At 69.7% G+C, this 20644-nt stretch carries 23 protein-coding genes; 18 read left to right on the top strand and 5 right to left on the bottom strand.

The features are described from left to right. Positions 1 to 12: 12 nt before the first annotated feature. From rpmE to STRNI_RS14230, 17 genes are all read left to right on the top strand, one after another. Positions 13 to 237 carry a 50S ribosomal protein L31 gene (gene rpmE, locus STRNI_RS14310; RefSeq protein ID WP_018087398.1) on the top strand — a complete coding sequence of 75 codons (225 nt, stop codon included), beginning with the start codon at positions 13 to 15 and terminating at the stop codon, positions 235 to 237. A gap of 171 nt (positions 238 to 408) precedes the next feature. After that, entirely contained in the window at positions 409 to 1488 is a 1080-nt protein-coding gene (prfA, locus tag STRNI_RS14305) for a peptide chain release factor 1 (RefSeq protein ID WP_018087397.1), read from the top strand. A 112-nt stretch (positions 1489 to 1600) separates the two neighbouring features. Next, a complete protein-coding gene (gene prmC / locus STRNI_RS14300) occupies positions 1601 to 2446 on the top strand; it encodes a peptide chain release factor N(5)-glutamine methyltransferase (RefSeq protein WP_018087396.1) in 846 nt (281 codons plus the stop codon). A 70-nt stretch (positions 2447 to 2516) separates the two neighbouring features. Further along, positions 2517 to 3164: an L-threonylcarbamoyladenylate synthase gene (locus STRNI_RS14295; RefSeq protein ID WP_018087395.1), complete on the top strand. Its 648-nt coding sequence runs from the start codon at positions 2517 to 2519 to the stop codon at positions 3162 to 3164. Further along, positions 3161 to 3838 (top strand): arsenate reductase/protein-tyrosine-phosphatase family protein, encoded by a 678-nt coding sequence (locus STRNI_RS14290; protein WP_026169243.1) that lies wholly within the window; start codon positions 3161 to 3163, stop codon positions 3836 to 3838. Before STRNI_RS14295 ends, STRNI_RS14290 begins: the two co-directional genes overlap by 4 nt. Positions 3839 to 3974: 136 nt before the next feature. Next, complete coding sequence (locus STRNI_RS14285; RefSeq protein ID WP_274738169.1) at positions 3975 to 5360, top strand: serine hydroxymethyltransferase; 1386 nt, start codon at positions 3975 to 3977, stop codon at positions 5358 to 5360. Positions 5361 to 5459: 99 nt separating this feature from the next. Further along, the gene (locus STRNI_RS14280; protein WP_174876329.1) at positions 5460 to 6800 is read left to right on the top strand and encodes an MraY family glycosyltransferase; all 1341 of its coding nucleotides are present in this window, start codon (positions 5460 to 5462) and stop codon (positions 6798 to 6800) included. 291 nt (positions 6801 to 7091) lie between these two features. Beyond that, a complete protein-coding gene (locus STRNI_RS14275; protein WP_159486157.1) occupies positions 7092 to 7529 on the top strand; it encodes a Cg1360 family ATP-synthase-associated protein in 438 nt (145 codons plus the stop codon). A gap of 279 nt (positions 7530 to 7808) precedes the next feature. Continuing rightward, the gene (gene atpB, locus STRNI_RS14270; protein WP_018087390.1) at positions 7809 to 8603 is read left to right on the top strand and encodes a F0F1 ATP synthase subunit A; all 795 of its coding nucleotides are present in this window, start codon (positions 7809 to 7811) and stop codon (positions 8601 to 8603) included. Positions 8604 to 8679: 76 nt separating this feature from the next. Continuing rightward, positions 8680 to 8928, top strand: a complete 249-nt coding sequence (gene atpE / locus STRNI_RS14265) for an ATP synthase F0 subunit C (RefSeq protein ID WP_018087389.1) — start codon at positions 8680 to 8682, stop codon at positions 8926 to 8928. Positions 8929 to 8962: 34 nt separating this feature from the next. Next, on the top strand, positions 8963 to 9532 hold the full coding sequence (locus tag STRNI_RS14260; protein WP_018087388.1) for a F0F1 ATP synthase subunit B: 570 nt from the start codon (positions 8963 to 8965) through the stop codon (positions 9530 to 9532). Continuing rightward, the gene (locus tag STRNI_RS14255; RefSeq protein ID WP_018087387.1) at positions 9529 to 10344 is read left to right on the top strand and encodes a F0F1 ATP synthase subunit delta; all 816 of its coding nucleotides are present in this window, start codon (positions 9529 to 9531) and stop codon (positions 10342 to 10344) included. Before STRNI_RS14260 ends, STRNI_RS14255 begins: the two co-directional genes overlap by 4 nt. Before the next feature lie 217 nt (positions 10345 to 10561). Continuing rightward, entirely contained in the window at positions 10562 to 12154 is a 1593-nt protein-coding gene (gene atpA / locus STRNI_RS14250; RefSeq protein ID WP_018087386.1) for a F0F1 ATP synthase subunit alpha, read from the top strand. Positions 12155 to 12174: 20 nt separating this feature from the next. Next, positions 12175 to 13098 carry a F0F1 ATP synthase subunit gamma gene (locus STRNI_RS14245; protein ID WP_018087385.1) on the top strand — a complete coding sequence of 308 codons (924 nt, stop codon included), beginning with the start codon at positions 12175 to 12177 and terminating at the stop codon, positions 13096 to 13098. After that, complete coding sequence (gene atpD / locus STRNI_RS14240; RefSeq protein WP_018087384.1) at positions 13098 to 14540, top strand: F0F1 ATP synthase subunit beta; 1443 nt, start codon at positions 13098 to 13100, stop codon at positions 14538 to 14540. Before STRNI_RS14245 ends, atpD begins: the two co-directional genes overlap by 1 nt. A gap of 108 nt (positions 14541 to 14648) precedes the next feature. Further along, positions 14649 to 15032 (top strand): F0F1 ATP synthase subunit epsilon, encoded by a 384-nt coding sequence (locus STRNI_RS14235; protein ID WP_018087383.1) that lies wholly within the window; start codon positions 14649 to 14651, stop codon positions 15030 to 15032. A gap of 148 nt (positions 15033 to 15180) precedes the next feature. Further along, positions 15181 to 15624: a DUF2550 domain-containing protein gene (locus tag STRNI_RS14230; RefSeq protein WP_018087382.1), complete on the top strand. Its 444-nt coding sequence runs from the start codon at positions 15181 to 15183 to the stop codon at positions 15622 to 15624. Positions 15625 to 15744: 120 nt separating this feature from the next. On the opposite strand, the gene STRNI_RS14225 is transcribed toward STRNI_RS14230, so the two are convergent. Both STRNI_RS14225 and STRNI_RS14220 read right to left on the bottom strand, forming a co-directional pair. Then, positions 15745 to 16434: a response regulator gene (locus STRNI_RS14225; RefSeq protein WP_109892603.1), complete on the bottom strand. Its 690-nt coding sequence runs from the start codon at positions 16432 to 16434 to the stop codon at positions 15745 to 15747. Continuing rightward, on the bottom strand, positions 16431 to 17666 hold the full coding sequence (locus STRNI_RS14220; RefSeq protein ID WP_272595476.1) for a sensor histidine kinase: 1236 nt from the start codon (positions 17664 to 17666) through the stop codon (positions 16431 to 16433). Before STRNI_RS14220 ends, STRNI_RS14225 begins: the two co-directional genes overlap by 4 nt. A gap of 171 nt (positions 17667 to 17837) precedes the next feature. Between STRNI_RS14220 and STRNI_RS14215 the strand changes: the two genes are divergently transcribed. Beyond that, the gene (locus STRNI_RS14215) at positions 17838 to 18425 is read left to right on the top strand and encodes a hypothetical protein (RefSeq protein ID WP_159486153.1); all 588 of its coding nucleotides are present in this window, start codon (positions 17838 to 17840) and stop codon (positions 18423 to 18425) included. Positions 18426 to 18447: 22 nt separating this feature from the next. Here STRNI_RS14215 and STRNI_RS14210 read toward each other — a convergent pair whose 3' ends face one another. Genes STRNI_RS14210 through STRNI_RS14200 form a run of 3 tightly spaced genes read right to left on the bottom strand, consistent with a single transcriptional unit; the run spans position 18448 to position 20578 of the window. Next, on the bottom strand, positions 18448 to 19020 hold the full coding sequence (locus tag STRNI_RS14210) for a cob(I)yrinic acid a,c-diamide adenosyltransferase (RefSeq protein ID WP_266450323.1): 573 nt from the start codon (positions 19018 to 19020) through the stop codon (positions 18448 to 18450). Positions 19021 to 19030: 10 nt separating this feature from the next. Then, positions 19031 to 19786, bottom strand: coding sequence for an ABC transporter permease (locus STRNI_RS14205; protein ID WP_277411355.1), 756 nt, complete (start codon positions 19784 to 19786; stop codon positions 19031 to 19033). 9 nt (positions 19787 to 19795) lie between these two features. Then, positions 19796 to 20578 carry an ABC transporter ATP-binding protein gene (locus tag STRNI_RS14200; protein WP_109892605.1) on the bottom strand — a complete coding sequence of 261 codons (783 nt, stop codon included), beginning with the start codon at positions 20576 to 20578 and terminating at the stop codon, positions 19796 to 19798. Positions 20579 to 20644: the final 66 nt, after the last annotated feature.

Below are 20644 nucleotides of genomic sequence, written 5' to 3'. Positions count from 1 at the left end.
TAGGAGAATCCCTTGAAGCGCGACATCCACCCGGAGTACGTCGAGACCCAGGTCAGCTGCACCTGTGGCGCGTCCTTCACCACCCGTAGCACGGTCGCCAGCGGTTCCGTCCGCGCGGACATCTGCTCCGAGTGCCACCCGTTCTACACGGGCAAGCAGAAGATCATGGACACGGGCGGCCGCGTGGCCCGCTTCGAGGCCCGCTTCGGCAAGGGCGCTGCAGCCGCCAAGAAGTAGCGACCCTCAAGGCGCCGGTCTCCGGTCGCCCCTGCTCAGGGGTGACCGGACCGGCGTTTTGTCGTCCTGGCCCTTGGCTCCCGTACGGGGGGCCCGGGGCCCGCGGCGCAGCACCCGACGGGCCGGCGCCCCGGTACCCGTCACCCCAGCAGCCAGCAGAGGAACTCCACGATGTTCGAGGCGGTCGAAGAACTGATCGGCGAGCACGCCGATCTCGAGAAGCGGCTGGCCGACCCCGCGGTCCACGCCGACCAGCGTGAGGCCATGCGGCTCAACAAGCGCTATGCCGAGCTGACCCCGATCATCGCGACGTACCGCGACTGGAAGCAGACCGGCGAGGACATGGAGACCGCGCGCGAATTCGCCGCGGACGACCCGGACTTCGCCGACGAGGTCAAGGAGCTCGACGCGCAGCGCGAGGAGCTCACCGAGAAGCTGCGGCTGCTGCTCGTCCCGCGTGACCCCAGCGACGACAAGGACGTCATCCTCGAGGTCAAGGCCGGTGAGGGCGGCGAGGAGTCCGCGCTGTTCGCCGGCGACCTGCTGCGGATGTATCTGCGCTACGCCGAGCGGGCCGGCTGGAAGACCGAGATCCTGGAGGCCAACGAGTCCGACCTCGGCGGCTACAAGGACGTCCAGGTCGCCGTGAAGACCAAGGGCGGGGGCGGCGCCACCGAGCCCGGACAGGGCGTCTGGGCGCGGCTGAAGTACGAAGGCGGGGTGCACCGCGTCCAGCGGGTGCCCGCCACCGAGTCGCAGGGCAGGATCCACACCTCCGCGGCCGGTGTGCTGGTCACGCCCGAGGCCGAGGAGGTCGAGGTCGAGATCGGCCCCAACGACCTGAGGATCGACGTCTACCGCTCCTCCGGGCCCGGCGGCCAGTCGGTCAACACCACCGACTCCGCGGTGCGCATCACGCATCTGCCCACCGGCATCGTCGTCTCCTGCCAGAACGAGAAGAGCCAGCTCCAGAACAAGGAGCAGGCGCTGCGCATCCTGCGCTCCCGGCTGCTGGCCGCCGCCCAGGAAGAGGCCGAGCGGGAGGCGTCGGACGCCCGGCGCAGCCAGGTCCGCACGGTAGACCGTTCGGAGCGCATCCGTACGTACAACTTCCCGGAAAACCGGATCTCGGACCACCGGGTCGGTTTCAAGGCGTACAACTTGGACCAGGTGCTCGACGGCGAGCTCGACCCGGTCATCCAGGCGTGTGTCGACGCCGACTCGGCCGCCAAGCTCGCCGCCGCCCAGTAAGCCCGCACGACCCTGTACGCACCGGCTGGAGACAGCAATCCCCCCGGGGGACCCCCGGCCGATCGACGGCGAACCGCACCATGAAGACGCAGCGCACTAGGAGGAAGGCCCCGTGAACCTTCTGCTCGCCGAGGTGGCCCAGGCCACCCAGCGGCTGGCCGACGCCGGTGTGCCCTCGCCGCGCTTCGACGCCGAGGAACTCGCCTCGTTCGTGCACGGCGTCAAACGGGGTGAGCTGCACCACGTCAAGGACGCGGACTTCGACGCCCGCTACTGGGAGGCCGTCGCCCGCCGCGAGGCCCGGGAGCCGCTCCAGCACATCACCGGCCGGGCGTTCTTCCGCTACCTCGAACTCTCCGTGGGGCCAGGGGTGTTCGTCCCCCGCCCGGAGACCGAGTCGGTGGTCGGCTGGGCGATAGACGCCGTACGGGCCATGGATGTCGTCGAGCCGCTGATCGTCGACCTGTGCACCGGCTCCGGGGCGATCGCGCTCGCCCTGGCGCAGGAGGTGCCCCGCTCGCGGGTGCACGCCGTGGAGCTGTCCGAAGAGGCCCTGGACTACGCCCGCAAGAACGTCGAGGGGTCCCGCGTCGTTCTCCATCACGGCAATGCGCTGACCGCGCTTCCCGAACTGGACGGGCAGGTCGACCTGGTCGTCTCCAACCCGCCGTACATCCCGCTGACCGAGTGGGAGTACGTCGCACCCGAGGCCCGCGACCACGACCCCGAGCTCGCGCTGTTCTCGGGCCAGGACGGCCTGGACACCATCCGGGGCATCGAGCGGACCGCACACCGCCTGCTGCGGCCCGGAGGTGTGGTCGTCATCGAGCATGCCGACACCCAGGGCGGGCAGGTGCCGTGGATCTTCACCGAGGAGCGGGGCTGGGCCGATGCGGCCGATCACCCGGACCTCAACAACAGGCCCCGTTTCGCCACCGCGCGCCGGGCGACGCCATGACGTGGCCCGCTTCGGCGCCTGATGCAGCCGATGCATCCGAAGTATTCGTTTCGCACGAGGAGGTCCCGTAATGGCACGGCGATACGACTGCAGCGACGCGACCGACCGCACCACCGGTCTGCGCGAGGCCGCCTCGGCCGTCCGCCGCGGTGAGCTGGTCGTGCTGCCGACCGACACCGTCTACGGCATCGGCGCGGACGCCTTCAGCGCCGAGGCCGTCGGCGACCTGCTGGAGGCCAAGGGCCGCGGCCGCGGTATGCCCTCCCCGGTCCTCGTCGGGTCCCCCAACACCCTGCACGGCCTGGTCACCGACTTCTCCGAGCAGGCCTGGGAGCTGGTCGACGCCTTCTGGCCCGGCGCGCTCACCCTCGTCGCCAAGCACCAGCCGTCGCTGACCTGGGACCTGGGCGAGACCCGTGGCACGGTCGCCGTGCGGATGCCGCTGCACCCGGTCGCGATCGAGCTGCTCACCGACTTCGGTCCGATGGCCGTCTCCAGCGCCAACCTCACCGGCCACCCGTCCCCGCAGGACTGCGACGCCGCACAGGAAATGCTGGGTGACTCGGTCTCCGTCTACCTGGACGGCGGCCCGACGCCCGCCGCCGTACCGTCCTCGATCGTCGATGTCACCGGCAGGACCCCGGTCCTGCTGCGCGAGGGCGCGATCAGCGCGGAAGAACTGCGCAAGGTGGTACCCGAGCTCGAGGTGGCCAATTGATGGCGCCCCTGGGGCGTGGCATAGCGGGACCAGGCGACGACACCTCGGTACCCCATTCCTCCCCTTTTCGGATTCTCCACGTCAGCACCGGCAACGTCTGCCGCTCGCCGATCACCGAGCGGCTGCACCGCCATGCCCTGGAACTGCGGCTCGGTGAGGCCCGCAGCGGCGGGCTGCTCGTGGAGAGCGCCGGAACCTGGGGCCACGAGGGCGCCCCGATGGAGACGCACGCCGCCACGGTGCTCACCGACTACGGCGCCGACCCGGCCGGCTTCCTCGGCCGTGAGCTGCTCGACGAGCACGTCATCCGCGCCGACCTGGTGCTCACCGCCACCCGCGACCACCGCGCCCAGGTCATCTCGATGGGCCACTCGGCGGGTCTGCGCACCTTCACGCTGAAGGAGTTCAACCGGCTGGTGCGGGCCATAGACCCCGCCACGCTGCCCGAGCCCGATCCGGACCTGCCGGACGGCGGGCTGGTCGAGCGCGCCCGTGCGCTGGTCGGCGCCGCCGCGGCGCTGCGCGGCTGGCTGCTGGCCCCCAACCCGGAGTCCGACGAGGTCTACGACCCCTACGGCGCCCCCATCACCTTCTTCCGCTCCATCGGCGACGAGATCAACCAGGCGCTCGACCCGGTCGTCACCGCACTCACGGGCCTCCCGGCGCGGGCCTAGGGCGGGCCCGCGTCCGTTCGGGGCGTCCGGGCCCCGGACGGGGCATCCGGGCCCCCGTGCGGCCCGCACACCGCGCCCGATCGCCCTGCCGCGCCTACATTGGGACTACGTCCCCGTACGAGGCCCGGAGCAAGCGATGCCTGCCACCACCGCGTCACCCCGTAGCGAGACCCCGGACACCCGTTCCCAGGCCACCGGACCGGCTCCCGGCGCCGACCCGGCCGGGACGACCATCGAGGAGCGGGCGCGGGCCGCCGCCCGAGACGCCGGCAGCCGGCCGGCCGGCGCCCCGGACTTCGCCGCCCTGCTGCGCCAGGACCCGGAGATCGCCGGCGTACTGCTCGGGGAGAGCGCCCGGCAGAGCGACGGACTGCAGCTGATCGCCGCGGAGAACTTCACCTCACCTGCCGTCCTCGCCGCCCTCGGGTCCCCTCTGGGCAACAAATACGCCGAGGGCTATCCGGGTGCCCGGCACCACGGCGGCTGCGAGATCGTCGACCTCGCCGAGCGGATCGCGGTGGAGCGCGCCAAGGCCCTTTTCGGCGCCGAACACGCCAACGTCCAGGCCCACTCCGGGTCTTCGGCCGTACTGGCCGCCTACGCCGCCCTGCTGCGCCCCGGAGACACCGTCCTGGCCATGTCCCTCCCGCACGGCGGACACCTCACCCACGGATCGCCCGCCAACTTCTCCGGCCGCTGGTTCGACTTCGTCGGCTACGGCGTCGACGAGGAGACCGGCCTCCTCGACTACGACGCGATCCGCGACCTGGCCCGCGCCCGCCGCCCCAAGGCCATCGTCTGCGGCTCGATCTCCTACCCCCGCCACCTCGACTACGCCGCCTTCCGTGACATCGCCGACGAGACCGGCGCCTACCTGATCGCGGATGTCGCCCACCCCCTGGGGCTGATCGCCGGGGGAGCGGCGCCCAGCCCCGTCCCGTACGCCCATGTGGTGTGCGGAACCACACACAAGGTGCTGCGCGGACCGCGCGGCGGGCTGATCCTGTGCGGCACGAAGCTGGCCGAGCGGATCGACCGCGCGGTGTTCCCCTTCACCCAAGGGGGCGCACAGATGAACGCCGTCGCCGCCAAGGCCGTGGCCTTCGCGGAGGCCGCCACGCCCGCCTTCGGCGCGTACGCCCATCAGGTCACCGCCAACGCCCGCGCGCTCGCCGAGGCGCTTGCCGGACACGGTCTGACGATCACCACCGGCGGTACCGACACCCATCTGATCACCGCCGATACCGCCCCGCTCGGCCTGGACGCCCGCACCGCCCGGGGCCGGCTGGCCGCCGCCGGTATCGTGCTGGACACCTGCGCGCTGCCGTGCGCCGAGCACCCGGTGCCCTGCCGGACCGGTCTGCGCCTGGGCACCGCCGCGGTGACCACCCAGGGCATGGGCGAGGCCGAGATGAAGTCGGTCGCCGAGCTGATCGTGGCGGCGCTGGAGGAGGACGGCGCGGTCCGTTCCCGGACCGTCGCTTTGGTCCACGGCTTTCCGCCTTATCCCGATCACGGATGACGGCGGGAACCATCCGCTGACGCCAGGCGTCTTTTCCTGTATTCACGGCCAGGGGGCTGACCCGCATAGGGTGTGGGGCTGTGATGGCCAGCTATACCAATGGGGCAGCCCGTGCGTGAATACCTGCTGACGCTGTGCGTCACGGCCGCGGTGACCTACCTGCTGACCGGCCCGGTGCGGAAGTTCGCGATCGCGGCCGGGGCGATGCCGGAGATCCGCGCGCGTGATGTGCACCGCGAGCCGACGCCACGGCTCGGCGGCATCGCGATGTTCGGCGGGCTGTGCGCCGGCCTTCTGGTCGCCTCGCATCTGACCAACCTCAAGAGCGTCTTCGAGAACTCCAACGAGCCACGGGCACTGCTCTCCGGCGCCGCGCTGATCTGGATCCTCGGCGTCCTGGACGACAAGTGGGGCGTGGACGCGCTGGTCAAGCTCGGCGGCCAGATGATCGCCGCGGGCGTGATGGTCCTTCAGGGCCTGACGATTCTCTGGATCCCCATCCCCGGTGTCGGCACGGTCTCCCTCACTCCGATGCAGGGCACCCTGCTGACCGTCGCCCTCGTCGTGATCACCATCAACGCGGTCAACTTCGTGGACGGCCTGGACGGTCTCGCCTCCGGCATGGTGTGCATCGCGGCCGCGGCGTTCTTCATGTACGCGTACCGGATGTGGTTCGGCTACGGCATCGAGGCGGCCGCGCCCGCAACGCTGTTCTCGGTCGTTCTGATGGGCATGTGCCTCGGCTTCCTGCCGCACAACATGCATCCGGCGCGGATCTTCATGGGCGACTCGGGCTCGATGCTGATCGGCCTGGTCATGGCCGCGGGCGCGGTCTCGGTGACCGGCCAGGTAGACCCGGACCTGCTGAACCTGAAGGCGGGCGGTCTGCGTGAGGCGACCCACGCGATGGTGCCGGTCTACATCCCGCTGCTGCTGCCGCTGACGGTCATCGCGGTGCCGGTCGCCGACCTGATCCTGGCGATCGTGCGCCGTACGTGGAAGGGCCAGTCGCCGTTCGCCGCCGACCGCGGCCATCTGCACCACCGGCTGCTGGAGATCGGGCACTCGCACAGCCGGGCCGTGCTGATCATGTACTTCTGGTCGGCGCTGATCGCCTTCGGCGCGGTCGCCTACTCCGCGAACAACGCCAGCATGTGGATCGTGCTGGGCATCGTGCTGCTGAGCGCGGTGGGTCTGGTGCTGCTTCTGCTGCCGCGCTTCACACCGCGGGCACCGCTCTGGGCGGAGTGGATGGTTCCGCCGCGGTACCGCCGGGTCGCCCCCGCGGCGACGGCCGCGACGGCCCCGGCGACGGACGACGAGAGCGCCGTCGAGCCGGAGGAGGAGCGGGAACCGGTCCCCGCGGGCATCCACGGTGCCACCGCGATCGGGGACCGCTCACGCTTCGTGGGTCGCCGGAAGGCGGACAGTCACCGCTGATCCAGGGGTTCGCTCGCCCGAACGTGCATCAGGAATCGGGGCGGTTGACTCCATACCAGACATAAAGGCGTCCGTCAGTGCACCAACGCGCACGTTCACGCTCAGGTGTGACAGGGTCCACACGAACCAGGTAAAGACCTCATCAAATAGTTTGTGATACCGTTCACGAAACCCGGCGACAGAGCCGAAGGGCCGTAGTGCGACTGTCCTTGGGCCGCAGGTTCCGCCTCAGGCCGGGTCTACGCTCGTCCATGACGACACACACCCCACATCTTTTGCCGGAGCGCCGCCATGCAGTCGAATGACGCCCGACTACTCCTTCACGCCGTTGTGCCCACCCTCGCCATCGGCGCTGTCGCCGTTGCCGTGAGCGGTGCGGTCGCGGGCGTGACAGGAGCGCTCGGCGCCGTCGTCGGCACCGTGCTGGTGCTGCTCGTCATGGGGGCCGGCCTGGTCGTCCTGCAGAAGACCGCGAAGAACCACCCGCAGCTGTTCCAGATGATGGGGCTGCTGCTGTACACGGTGCAGATCCTGTTCGTGGCGGTCTTCCTGATCGTGTTCAAGGACACCACGTTCTTCGACACCAAGGCATTTGCGTTCACCCTGCTCGGCGCCACTCTCGTGTGGATCGCGGCACAGACCCGCGGCCACATGAAGGCGAAGATCCTGTACGTGGAACCCGACTCCGCCGAGATGAAGAAGGCGGAGACGGCGGGGTCGCCGACGTGACACGTAGGGCCGAGATAAACGCCCACTTGCGGGCCTGCTATCGTCCGGTTCCAACTGCGGCACAGTTGGCGCAGGCGGCTGAGCTCCCGAGTTCCACTCGATGGAACGGGCGGTTTCCGCGGCCGATGCCTGTGATGTGGCCGGGCCCAGCGCCCGCCAGCCGCCCCCTAATCCGTAAGACCAGTCCAGTGCCGCTCCGTGGCTCAACGCCGCGCCGACACAACGAGGTTGCCGTACCCATGCGCCACGCTGAAGGAGCTCGCGGTGAGTGCTGAAACGATGCTCGCCTTCGAGACCGACTGCCACATCTTTTCCGGGTGCGGCTTCCCTGCTCCCGGGCTTCATTCGTTCGTCTTCAAGCCGCTGTTCACCATCAACGGCTTCGAGTTCAACAAGATCATGCTGCTGGCGCTGCTCAGCACCGTCGTGGTCGTGTGGTTCTTCTGGGCGGCGTTCGGCAAGGCCAAGGTGGTCCCGGGCAAGCTGCAGATGATCGGCGAAGCGGGCTATGACTTCGTGCGCCGAGGGATCGTCTATGACGCCCTCGGGAAGAAGGAGGGCGAGAAGTACGTCCCCTTCATCGTCTCGCTGTTCTTCTTCGTCTGGATCATGAACATCTGGTCGATCATTCCGGTCGCCCAGTTCCCGGTGACGTCGGTCATCGCCTTCCCGGCCGGTCTGGCCGCCATCGTCTACATCACGTGGGTCACCCTGACCTTCAAGAGGCACGGCTTCGTCGGTGCGCTGAAGAACTTCAGCGGCTACGACAAGTCGCTCGGCGCGGTCCTGCCGATGCTGATCGTCATCGAGCTCCTCTCGAACCTGATCATCCGGCCCTTCACTCACGCGGTCCGGCTCTTCGCGAACATGTTCGCCGGCCACCTGCTGCTGCTGATGTTCACGATCGGTACCTGGTACCTGCTGAACGGCATCGGCGTCGTCTACGCCGGCGCCTCGTTCATCATGACCATCCTGCTGACCGCGTTCGAGCTGTTCATCCAGGCCGTGCAGGCGTACGTCTTCGTGCTCCTGACCGCGAACTACCTCCAGGGCGCGCTCGCCGAGAACCACTGAGCCCCCGCTTTCCCCGCCCCTATAGACGCCCGGTGGCCAACCCCCACCGGTCCGTGAAAGAGAAGGAAGTAACGGCATGTCCGCTGCTCTCGAGACTGTCAACCTCGCCGCCGGCGTCACCGGCAACCTCGGTTCGATCGGTTACGGCCTCGCCGCGATCGGCCCCGGCGTCGGCGTCGGCATCATCTTCGGTAACGGCACCCAGGCCCTGGCCCGTCAGCCCGAGGCCGCCGGCCTGATCCGCACCAACCAGATCATGGGTTTCGCCTTCTGTGAGGCGCTCGCCCTGATCGGCATCGTCATGGGCTTCCTCTTCAAGGCCTGACGGACTGCTGCAATCACCGACGGAAGGCATTGATGTGAACGCCCTGGGCTTCAACATGGCGGCGGAGGTTCCTCAGAACCCCCTGATCCCGCCGATTCCAGAGCTGGTCATCGGCCTGATCGCTTTCTTCATCGTCTTCGGCATCCTGGCCAAGAAGCTCCTCCCGAACATCAACAAGGTTCTGGAAGAGCGCCGGCAGCTCATCGAAGGCCGCATGGAGGAAGCCGAGGCGAATCAGGCCGAGGCTCAGCAGGTGCTCGCGGACTACCGGGCACAGCTGGCTGACGCCCGCCACGAGGCCGCGCGACTGCGCCAGGAGGCGCAGGAGCAGGGCGCGACGCTCATCGCTGAGATGCGCGCCGAGGGCCAGCGGCAGCGTGAGGAGATCATCGCTGCCGGTCACGCCCAGATCGAGGCGGACCGGAAGCAGGCCGCGCAGGCACTGCGCCAGGACGTGGGCAAGCTCGCCGTCGACCTGGCCGGCAAGCTCGTCGGGGAGTCCCTTGAGGACCACGCCCGGCAGAGCCGGACCATCGACCGCTTCCTCGACGACGTCGAGGCCAAGGCGGCGTCGGACGCGACGAAGGCTGAGGCCGGACGATGAACGGAGCGAGCCGCGAGGCACTCGCCTCCGCACGCGAGCAGTTCAACGCGCTGACGGACGACACCTCCGTCGACGCCGCGAAGCTCGCCGAGGAGCTGGCTGCCGTCACCGCTCTGCTCGACCGCGAGGTGTCGCTGCGTCGGGTCCTGACCGACCCGGCGCAGGCCGCCGAGGCGCGTGCCGAACTGGCCGGACGACTGCTGGGCACCCAGGTGGGCGGCCCGACCGTCGACCTGGTGTCCGGCATGGTCCGCGCCCGCTGGTCGCGTTCGCGCGACCTGACGGACGCGCTCGAGGAGCTGGCCTACAGCGCCGACCTGGTCGCCGCGCAGCGGACCGGCCAGCTCGACGACGTCGAGGACGAGCTCTTCCGGTTCGGCCGGATCGTCGGCTCCAACAGCGAGCTGCGCGGTGCGCTGACCGACCGGAACGCGACGGTAGCGGCCAAGACGGAGCTGCTGCATGCGCTGCTGGGCGGCCGGGCCAACCCGGTCACCGAGCGCATCGTGATCCGTCTTGTCGCACAGCCGCGGGGCCGTAGCCTGGAAGCGGGGCTCGACGCCCTCTCCAAGCTGGCGGCGAGCCGCCGGGACCGGATGGTCGCGGTGGTCACCTCCGCGGTGCCCCTCAGCGAAGGGCAGCGGCAGCGCCTGGGCGCTTCCCTGGCGCAGCTGTACGGACGGCAGGTCCACCTGAACCTCGACGTGGACCCCGAGGTCCTCGGCGGAGTCCAGGTCCGGATCGGCGACGAGGTCATCAACGGGACCATCGCGGAGCGCCTCGACGAGGCGGCCCGGCGGATGGCCGGCTGACCCAGCCACACCAACTCAAGAGCTGCACAACCGGCGGTCAGGCGCCGGACCCGCCGGCCGGACCACGAGGTCCGGCTGAGGTCCGGAAGAAGCCCCGGGGACCAGCACAAGCATGACGGCGGCCCGAGTTGGGCCGTAAGCGGAAACCCCCCGGGGGACAGCCCCCCCGGACACCCGCAAGTAACTTCGGGCCCAACAAGGAGAGCAGGGAACCCAGATGGCGGAGCTCACGATCCGGCCGGAGGAGATCCGGGACGCGCTGGAGAACTTCGTCCAGGCGTACAAGCCGGACGCGGCCTCGCGCGAGGAGGTCGGCACGGTAAGCGAGGCCGGAGACGGCATCGCGAAGGTCGAGGGCCTTCCCTCGGCGATGGCGAACGAGCTGCTGAAGTTCGAGGACGGCACGCTCGGTCTTGCGCTGAACCTGGAAGAGCGCGAGATCGGTGCGGTGGTCCTCGGTGAGTTCAGCGGCATCGAGGAGGGCCAGCCGGTGCAGCGCACCGGTGAGGTGCTCTCGGTCGCCGTGGGCGAGGGCTACCTCGGCCGCGTCGTCGACCCGCTGGGCAACCCGATCGACGGCCTCGGCGAGATCGAGTCCGAGGACCGCCGCGCCCTGGAGCTGCAGGCCCCGGGCGTCATGGTCCGTAAGTCGGTCCACGAGCCCATGGAGACCGGCTACAAGGCCGTCGACTCCATGGTGCCGATCGGCCGTGGCCAGCGTCAGCTGATCATTGGTGACCGCCAGACCGGCAAGACCGCCCTGGCCGTCGACACGATCATCAACCAGCGCGACAACTGGCGCACCGGCGACCCGAAGAAGCAGGTCCGCTGCATCTACGTCGCCATCGGCCAGAAGGGCTCCACCATCGCGTCCGTGCGCGGTGCGCTGGAGGAGGCCGGCGCCCTGGAGTACACCACCATCGTCGCCGCCCCGGCGTCCGACCCGGCGGGCTTCAAGTACCTGGCGCCCTACACCGGCTCGGCCATCGGCCAGCACTGGATGTACCAGGGCAAGCACGTCCTGATCATCTTCGATGACCTTTCGAAGCAGGCCGACGCCTACCGCGCCGTGTCCCTGCTCCTGCGCCGTCCGCCGGGCCGTGAGGCCTACCCGGGCGACGTCTTCTACCTGCACTCGCGTCTGCTGGAGCGCTGCGCCAAGCTCTCCGACGAGATGGGCGCCGGCTCGATGACCGGCCTCCCGATCGTCGAGACCAAGGCGAACGACGTGTCGGCGTTCATTCCGACCAACGTCATCTCCATCACCGACGGCCAGTGCTTCCTGGAGTCGGACCTCTTCAACGCGAACCAGCGTCCCGCGCTGAACGTGGGTATCTCCGTCTCCCGTGTCGGTGGCTCGGCCCAGCACAAGGCCATGCGCCAGGTCTCCGGCCGTCTGCGTGTGGACCTCGCCCAGTACCGCGAGCTGGAGGCGTTCGCCGCCTTCGGTTCCGACCTGGACGCGGCCTCCAAGCAGCAGCTGGAGCGCGGTAAGCGGATGACCGAGCTGCTCAAGCAGCCTCAGTACTCGCCGTACGCGACCGAGGACCAGGTCGTCTCCATCTGGGCCGGCACCAACGGCAAGATGGACGACGTGCCGGTCGAGGACATCCGCCGCTTCGAGCGGGAGCTCCTCGACCACCTGCACCGGGAGAAGAAGGACCTCCTGACCAGCATCCGCGAGGGCGCCAAGATGTCCGACGACACCATCGGCGCGATCGCCGAGGCCGTCGAAGGCTTCAAGCGGCAGTTCGAGACCTCGGACGGCAAGCTGCTCGGCGAGGACGCCCCGGCCGGCACCAGCAAGTGACGACGGAAGGGACCTGATCCATGGGAGCCAAGCTCCGGGTCTACAAGCGTCGCATCCGCTCCGTCACCGCGACCAAGAAGATCACCAAGGCGATGGAGATGATCGCCGCCTCGCGCGTCGTCAAGGCGCAGCGCCAGGTGGCGGCGTCGACGCCGTACGCGAGTGAACTGACCCGCGCGGTGACAGCGGTTGCCACGGGCTCGAACACCCAGCACCCGCTGACGACGGAGGCGGAGCAGCCCTCGCGGGCCGCGGTGCTGCTCATCACGAGCGACCGCGGTCTGGCCGGCGGCTACTCCTCCAACGTCATCAAGGCCGCCGAGCAGCTCACCGAGCGGCTCAAGGCCGAGGGCAAAGAGGTCGACGCCTACATCGTCGGGCGCAAGGGTGTGTCGTACTACAGCTTCCGCGAGCGCAAGGTCGTGGAGTCGTGGACCGGTTTCACCGACAACCCGACGTACGCGGACGCCAAGGCGATCGCCGCACCGCTGATCGGCGCTGTCCAGCAGGACACTGCCGAGGGCGGGGTGGACGAACTCCACATCGTCACCACCGAGTTCATCTCGATGATGACGCAGACGGCGATCGACGACCGTCTGCTGCCGCTCAGCCTCGACAAGACGCTGGCGGAGTCGGAGGAAACGGCCAAGGGCGAGATCCTTCCGCTGTTCGACTTCGAGCCGTCGGCCGAGGACGTCCTCGACGCCCTGCTTCCGCGGTACGTCGAGTCGCGGATCTACAACGCCCTCCTGCAGGCCGCCGCCTCCAAGCACGCCGCCACGCGTCGTGCGATGAAGTCGGCGACCGACAACGCAGAAGAGCTCATCAAGTCGCTCTCGCGGCTTGCCAACGCGGCCCGACAGGCCGAAATCACCCAGGAAATCAGCGAGATCGTCGGTGGCGCCAGCGCCCTGGCCGACGCGACCGCGGGGAGTGACAAGTAATGACGACCACTGTTGAGACGGCCGCCGCCACGGGCCGCGTCGCCCGGGTCATCGGCCCGGTCGTCGACGTGGAGTTCCCCGTCGACGCGATGCCGGAGATCTACAACGCGCTGACCGTCGAGGTCGCCGACCCGGCCGAGGCCGGGGCGAAGAAGATCCTGACCCTCGAAGTTGCCCAGCACCTGGGCGAGGGCCTGGTCCGTGCGATCTCGATGCAGCCCACCGACGGTCTGGTCCGCCAGGCCCCGGTGACCGACACCGGCGCCGGGATCACCGTCCCGGTCGGCGATGTCACCAAGGGCAAGGTGTTCAACACCCTCGGCGAGATCCTGAACGTGGACCCGTCCACGGTCGAGGTCACCGAGCGCTGGCCCATCCACCGCAAGGCCCCGTCCTTCGACCAGCTCGAGTCCAAGACCGAGATGTTCGAGACCGGCGTCAAGGTCATCGACCTGCTCACCCCGTACGTCAAGGGTGGAAAGATCGGTCTGTTCGGTGGTGCCGGTGTCGGCAAGACCGTTCTGATCCAGGAAATGATCTACCGTGTGGCCAACAACCACGACGGTGTGTCGGTGTTCGCCGGTGTCGGCGAGCGCACCCGTGAGGGCAACGACCTCATCGAGGAAATGACGGACTCCGGCGTCATCGACAAGACCGCGCTGGTCTTCGGTCAGATGGACGAGCCCCCGGGCACCCGTCTCCGCGTCGCCCTGGCCGGTCTGACCATGGCGGAGTACTTCCGCGATGTGCAGAAGCAGGACGTGCTCTTCTTCATCGACAACATCTTCCGGTACACCCAGGCGGGTTCCGAGGTGTCGACCCTGCTCGGCCGTATGCCCTCCGCGGTGGGTTACCAGCCGAACCTGGCCGACGAGATGGGTCTCCTCCAGGAGCGCATCACCTCGACGCGTGGTCACTCGATCACCTCGATGCAGGCGATCTACGTCCCCGCGGACGACCTGACCGACCCGGCGCCGGCCACCACCTTCGCCCACCTGGACGCGACGACCGTTCTGTCGCGCCCGATCTCGGAGAAGGGCATCTACCCGGCGGTCGACCCGCTGGACTCGACGTCCCGGATCCTGGACCCCCGCTACATCACGCAGGAGCACTACGACTGCGCCTCGCGCGTCAAGACGATCCTGCAGAAGTACAAGGACCTCCAGGACATCATCGCGATTCTGGGTATCGACGAGCTCGGCGAGGAGGACAAGCTCACCGTCCACCGCGCCCGTCGTATCGAGCGGTTCCTGTCGCAGAACACCCACGTGGCGAAGCAGTTCACCGGTGTCGACGGCTCGGACGTCTCGCTCGACGAGTCGATCACCGCGTTCAACGCGATCGCGGACGGCGACTACGACCACTTCCCCGAGCAGGCGTTCTTCATGTGCGGTGGCATCGAGGACCTGAAGGCCAATGCCAAGGAGCTGGGCGTCTCCTGACCCCGGCACCGGTCCCGGGGGCGGCCCTGGCCGCCCCCGGCCCGTACGACCACTAGTATTTGACCCAACATCTGCCATGCCAGGCAGGTGGAGACCCGAGGAGCCATCGTGGCTGAGCTGCACGTCGAGTTGGTCGCCGCGGACCGTCAGGTCTGGTCCGGCGAGGCCAGCCTGGTCGTCGCGCGCACCTCGTCGGGCGACATCGGCGTCATGCCCGGACATCAGCCGCTGCTCGGCGTGCTGCAGTCGGGCCCGGTGACGATTCGTACGACCGGCGAGAGCGGGGACGGCACCGTCGTCGCCGCCGTGCACGGCGGCTTCATCTCCTTCGCCGACAACAAGCTGTCTCTGCTCGCGGAGATCGCGGAACTGTCGGACGAGATCGATGTCCAGCGCGCGGAGCGGGCCCTGGAGCGAGCGAAGTCGGACGCTGACGCGGCCGCCGAGCGTCGCGCCGATGTCCGGCTGCGTGCGGTGACGGGCGTTCACTGAGCCCCGCCACCGACGAGATCGATCCTCAGCCGCGGGCTGCCCGGAATTCTCCGGAGCGGCCCGCGGCTGAGGCAATGCAGGTGCGTTTCCGTCCCTCGCGCCCGAACGGCGCGGGGGGACCCCCATCGAGGCGAGGAGGTCGGTCGAGATGTTCCTCGCTCTGCTTGTGAGCGGCATCGTCGTGGTGCTGGTACTGCTGGGGCTGTTCGTCTTCGGACTGCGGCGGCGGCTCATCCAGCGGTCCGGTGGCACCTTCGACTGCAGCCTGCGCTGGAACGTCCCGGAGAACGAGGCCGGTGGCAAGGGCTGGATCTACGGCGTGTCCCGCTACAACGGAGACCGGATCGAGTGGTTCCGGGTGTTCTCGTACGCGCCCCGGCCCCGCCACCTCCTGGAGCGCTCCGCCATCGAGGTCCTGGAGCGCCGCACCCCCCAGGGTGAGGAGGAGCTGGCGCTGCTCTCCGACTCCCTCGTGCTGGCCTGCCGGCACCGCGGCACCCGCCTGGAACTGGCGATGAGCGAGGACGCACTCACCGGCTTCCTCGCCTGGCTGGAGGCGGCGCCGCCAGGGCAGAGAGTCAATGTGGCCTGAACCGACCTGAACCGAGGGGGCCCCGGGAATAGCCTCGGCCCCCGCCGCATTGTGGCCCCGAAGGGGGCCGTGTGTCCCCTACGGGATGTGTTCGGCCGCCCCCTACGGCCCATCCACCCCCTACGGCCCGTCCACCCCCAACTCCTGTGCCAGTACGGCCGCTTGTACCCGGCTGCGCAGCTCCAGCTTTGCCAGCAGCCGGCTGACATGGGTCTTCACGGTGGCCTCCGCCATCGCCAGCCGTAGCGCGATATCGGCGTTCGACAGGCCCCGCCCCAGACATCCCAGCACTTCGAGCTCGCGCGGTGTCAGCGCGTCCAGGACCGCCCGGTCCGGCCCGGCACCGCTGCGCGCGGGCCGCCCCGCCGTCCGCGGGCTCGCGAACTCCGCGATCAGCCGCCGGGTCACCGCCGGTGCGATCAGCCCCTCGCCGGACGCCACGGTGCGCACCGCGGTCAGCAGCGCGGCCGCGTCACTGTCCTTGAGCAGAAAGCCCGCGGCGCCCGCCCGAAGCGCCCCGAAGACATATTCGTCCAGGTCGAAGGTGGTCAGCACCAGCACATCCGCCAGCTGTTCGGCGACCACCTGGCGGGTGGCGGAGACCCCGTCGAGGCGGGGCATCTGGATGTCCATGAGGACGAGGTCAGGGCGCAGCTCGCGGGCGAGCCGTACCGCCTCCGCGCCGTCCTCCGCCTCCCCGACGACCTCGATGTCGGGGGCGGAGCGCAGGATGAGGACCAGACCGGCCCGTACGGCGGACTGGTCCTCGGCGACGAGAACCCGGATCGGCTGTGCGTCGGCACCTGTCATCGTCGTACTTCCTCCCCGGCGGCGGGCAACGCCGCCCGCACCAGCCAGACTCTGCCGGCCGGCCCGCTCTCCGGACCGGCCTCGAAGGCTCCGCCCAGCAGGGCGGCTCTCTCCCGCATCCCGACCAGACCGGTGCCGGTGCCGGGCGCCCGGGGGCCGGGGCGGTCGGCGAACGGGCTGCGGACGGCGACGGTGAGGGCCCCGCCGCGGTCCTGGGCGAGGCGGACGAGCACCTCGCCGGGCGCGGCGTGCTTGAGGGCGTTGGTCAAGGACTCCTGGACGATGCGGTAGGCGGCCAGCTCGGCCGGCGCCGCCCGATGCGGCCCGGTCCCGGGGCCGGTCGGGCTCCGGGCGTCCTCCAGTACAAAGGCCAGCCCGCTGCTCCTGCCGCTCGTACGGGCCTGCTCGATCAGCGCTTCCAGTCCGTCGAGGGTGGGGGTCGCGGCGGGCTCCGCGTCCCCTTCGGCCGTCCTCGGGCCCCGCAACAGCCCGATCAGACGGCGCATTTCGGCCAGACCTTGCACGCTGTTCTCCCGGATCACCCCGAGCGCCTCCCGGGTCGCCGCCGGGTCGTCGATGGCCTGTGCCGCGGTGGAGTGGATCGCGATGGCGGACAGATGGTTGGCGACCATGTCGTGCAGTTCGCGGGCCATCCGCGCCCGCTCGCCGGCCACCGCCCGGTCCCGGTCCCGCTCGGCCAGCAGCGCGATCTGCTCGGCCCGCAGCCGGGCGGCCTGGGCGGCGTCGCGGTGGTTGCGGAGCATGATGCCGGTCCAGGCCGGGGCGATGGTGATCAGCGCGATACCGATGACGGCCATCACGACCTGCGGCTTCTGCCACAGTGCGGCCAGCGCGATGGCCGCCAGGACCGTCACCAGGACGGAGTGCGGCGGGATCCGGCGGGCCACGGGCGCCGGGCCGTAGAGCACCGCCGCATAGACCACGTCCGTGAACATCAGGACGGTGGCGACCAGGGTGCCGGCGCAGAGGTCCAGCGCCAGCGCCGGCACCGCGAGGGCCAGCGCCGCCATCGGGGCCGTACGGCGCATCAGTTCCGCCGCCGACATGGTGGTGAGCGAGACCAGGGTCAGTGCGGCGGGCAGTCCCAGGCGCGGGGGACCGCCGTGCAGATCCAGTGTCCAGAGCAGCAGTCCGCCGAGCAGCCCGCCGCCCGCGATGAGCACGTCGAAGCGGGGCGGGCGGCCGACGGCGGCGCGGGGTCTGGCGGTCACCCCACCATCAAACACGGCGCCGGGGACCGCTGCCTCCACGTCCGGGTCATCCCCGTACGGCCTGCGCTACATCGAAAGATGCAGTCCCGGATCATCGCGTGCGACGAGGAACCGGCCGGCGGCCGCTGGAAGGCTTGAGGTGTTCGGTGGAAGGTCTGAAAGGAGACAGCCGTGATCGTCGTGCTGATCGTCGCCTGCGAAGTCGGCTTCTGGGTACTGCTGGCGGTCGGTCTGGCACTGCGCTACCTGGCACGGATGCCGCGCAGCGGAGCAGCGGTGCTGCTGATGGAGCCGCTGCTGGAGCTGATCCTGCTGATCGTCACGGCGATCGACCTGAAGAACGGGGCGCCGGCGGACTGGAAGCACGGCCTGGCCGCCGTCTACATCGGCTTCACGGTCGCCTACGGCCACTACACGATCAAGTGGGTCGACGGACACTTCTCGCACCGCTTCGCGGGCGGCCCGCCGCCGGTCAAGGCGCCGCGCTACGGACTCGCCCGCGCCCAGCACGAGGGGAAGCTGTGGGTGCGCACGGTGGCGATGGCCGTGGTCGCCGCGGCGCTGCTGCAGATCGCGATCTGGTACGTCGGTGACGGCGGCGACACCGGGTCGCTGCACGAGTGGCAGCTCACCACGCTGCGGATCGTCGCCCTCCACGGGGTGATCGCGCTCAGCTACCTCATCTGGCAGAAGAAGGACCCGGGCCGGACCGCCGTCACCGGGGAAGCGGACCGGCCACCGCAGAAGACGCTGCGCTAGGGGAGAGGCCCCCTGGGCCCGGTCAGCGCTCGCCGCCCGGCACCCACAGCACGTCCCCGACCTCCTTGTTGGCCGTACGGGCCAGGATGAACAGGAGGTCGGAGAGGCGGTTGAGGTAGGTGGCGGTGAGCGGGTTCATCGTCTCGCCGTGCTCCTCGAAGGCCGCCCAGGTGGAGCGCTCGGCGCGGCGGACGACCGTGCACGCCTGGTGCAGCAGCGCGGCGCCGGCGGTACCGCCGGGGAGGATGAAGCTGCGCAGCTTCTCCAGCTCCGCGAGGAAGCGGTCGCAGTCGGCCTCCAGCTTGTCGATATAGCCCTGCTCGACGCGCAGCGGCGGGAATTCAGGGTTCTCCACCACCGGCGTCGACAGGTCCGCGCCGACATCGAACAGGTCGTTCTGCACCCGCAGCAGCACCGTGGCGACGTCCTCGGGGAGCGAGCCGAGCGCCAGGGCCACGCCGATCGCCGCGTTGGCCTCGTTGGCGTCCGCGTACGCCGCGATCCGTGCGTCGGTCTTGGCGGTACGGCTCATGTCGCCGAGGGCGGTGGTGCCCTTGTCGCCGGTGCGGGTGTAGATGCGCGTCAGATTCACCATAGGAGCGAGCCTACGCCGCGGACCTGCGGAAAGCCCGGGTGCAATAGGTCACGGACAGTGCGGCGAACGCGACCGCCACCAGCACGCCGTAGAGCATGGCCGAGGAGGCGTAGGAGCCGACGAAGGCCGCGCGGACCGCGTCCACGAGATAGCGGAACGGCATGAAGTGCGAGAGCACATCGAGCCACTTGGGCCCCAGCGCCATCGGCAGCATCAGCCCGGACAGCAGCATCGAGGGCATGGTGACGGCGTTGATGACCGGCCCGAACTCCTGCGGGGTGCTGACGTTCAGCGCCAGCGCGTACGACAGCGAGGCCAGCGCCACGGTCAGCACGGCGACGAACGCGAAGCCGATGAGGATGCCGGGCAGGGGTGCGCGCAGTCCCATGGCCAGCGCGGCCAGCACCAGCAGCACCGCCTGGAAGACGAACAGCAGGGCGTCGCGCAGCACCCGTCCCAGCAGCAGCGCCAGCCGGCTCACCGGCGTCACCCGCATCCGCTCCACGACCCCGTACTGCTTCTCGACGATGATGCCGAAACCGCAGAACGAGGCCCCGAACAGGGCGAGTTGGAGCAGGAGCCCGGGCACCAGCACCTGCCAGGAGCTGCCGGACGAGGACAGCGGCAGATCGGTCAGCAGCGGACCGAAGAAGAGCAGATACAGCAGCGGCATCAGCACGCCGAAGAGCATCTGGAGCTTGGAGCGCAGCGTCTGGCGGGCGTACCGCCCGAAGATCAGCGCGATGTCGGAGAGCAGGGTGGACAAGGGGAGCTCCTAGACGGCGACGGGGGCCTGGTCGTGGGGCGTGGCACCGCGCCCGGTGATGGCGAGGAAGGTGTCCTGGAGGGAGGCGTCGGGGGAGCCGGCATGGGCGCGTTTGAGGGCCTCCGGGGTGCCCTCCGCGACCACCACACCCTTGTCGACGATCACCAGCCGGTCGGCCAGCGCATCGGCCTCGTCGAGGTAGTGGGTGGTCAGGAAGACGGTGGTGCCGTGCTCGGCGCGGATCCGGCGGACCAGCTCCCACAGGTCGGCGCGGCTGCCCGGGTCGAGCCCGGTGGTGGGCTCGTCGAGGAAGAGCACCTGGGGACGGTGGGTGAGCCCCATCGCGATGTCCAGCCGCCGCCGCTGGCCGCCGGAGAGGGTGGCGGTCCTGCGGTCGAGCAGCCCGTCGAGGCCCAGGTCGGCGGCCAACTCCTCGGTACGGGCGTGGGCTTCGGCCTTGCCGAGGCGGTAGAGGCGGGCCTGGGTGACCAGCTCCTCGCGGACCGAGACGTGGGGGTCGACGCCGCCGGACTGGGCGACGTAGCCGGAGGCGCGTCGTACGCCCGCCGGGTCGCGGACGAGGTCGCAGCCGGCGACGGTCGCGGTGCCGCCGGTAGGCGCCAGCAGGGTCGTGAGCATCCGCAGAGTGGTGGTCTTCCCGGCGCCGTTGGGGCCGAGGAAGCCGAGGATCTCGCCGCGCTCGGCGGTGAGATCGATACCGCGGACGGCCTCGACGGCGCCGCGCTTGGTGGTGAAGGTCCGGGCGAGTCCGGACGCGCTGAGGACTGGCATGCCCACAGAAAAACAGAGGGACTTAAAAATTGCAACGTACCCAAAAATACAGTGTGCCCATCGAGG

The organism is Streptomyces nigrescens (assembly GCF_027626975.1).
Lineage (GTDB): Bacteria > Actinomycetota > Actinomycetes > Streptomycetales > Streptomycetaceae > Streptomyces > Streptomyces nigrescens.
Note: the sequence above shows the minus strand (reverse complement) of the source record. Positions and strands in the feature narration are given on the sequence as shown.

What these genes read in the sequence shown, in the direction of transcription:
- prfA (WP_018087397.1), top strand. Translation starts at nt 409, where the DNA reads ATGTTCGAGGCGGTCGAAGAACTGATCGGCGAGCACGCCGATCTCGAG.
- atpD (WP_018087384.1), top strand. Translation starts at nt 13,098, where the DNA reads ATGACGACCACTGTTGAGACGGCCGCCGCCACGGGCCGCGTCGCCCGG.
- atpB (WP_018087390.1), top strand. Translation starts at nt 7,809, where the DNA reads ATGCTCGCCTTCGAGACCGACTGCCACATCTTTTCCGGGTGCGGCTTC.
- STRNI_RS14295 (WP_018087395.1), top strand. Translation starts at nt 2,517, where the DNA reads ATGGCACGGCGATACGACTGCAGCGACGCGACCGACCGCACCACCGGT.
- STRNI_RS14285 (WP_274738169.1), top strand. Translation starts at nt 3,975, where the DNA reads ATGCCTGCCACCACCGCGTCACCCCGTAGCGAGACCCCGGACACCCGT.
- STRNI_RS14275 (WP_159486157.1), top strand. Translation starts at nt 7,092, where the DNA reads ATGCAGTCGAATGACGCCCGACTACTCCTTCACGCCGTTGTGCCCACC.
- STRNI_RS14225 (WP_109892603.1), bottom strand. Translation starts at nt 16,434, where the DNA reads ATGACAGGTGCCGACGCACAGCCGATCCGGGTTCTCGTCGCCGAGGAC.
- STRNI_RS14245 (WP_018087385.1), top strand. Translation starts at nt 12,175, where the DNA reads ATGGGAGCCAAGCTCCGGGTCTACAAGCGTCGCATCCGCTCCGTCACC.
- STRNI_RS14230 (WP_018087382.1), top strand. Translation starts at nt 15,181, where the DNA reads ATGTTCCTCGCTCTGCTTGTGAGCGGCATCGTCGTGGTGCTGGTACTG.
- atpA (WP_018087386.1), top strand. Translation starts at nt 10,562, where the DNA reads ATGGCGGAGCTCACGATCCGGCCGGAGGAGATCCGGGACGCGCTGGAG.
- atpE (WP_018087389.1), top strand. Translation starts at nt 8,680, where the DNA reads ATGTCCGCTGCTCTCGAGACTGTCAACCTCGCCGCCGGCGTCACCGGC.
- STRNI_RS14200 (WP_109892605.1), bottom strand. Translation starts at nt 20,578, where the DNA reads ATGCCAGTCCTCAGCGCGTCCGGACTCGCCCGGACCTTCACCACCAAG.
- STRNI_RS14210 (WP_266450323.1), bottom strand. Translation starts at nt 19,020, where the DNA reads ATGGTGAATCTGACGCGCATCTACACCCGCACCGGCGACAAGGGCACC.
- STRNI_RS14255 (WP_018087387.1), top strand. Translation starts at nt 9,529, where the DNA reads ATGAACGGAGCGAGCCGCGAGGCACTCGCCTCCGCACGCGAGCAGTTC.
- STRNI_RS14280 (WP_174876329.1), top strand. Translation starts at nt 5,460, where the DNA reads ATGGGGCAGCCCGTGCGTGAATACCTGCTGACGCTGTGCGTCACGGCC.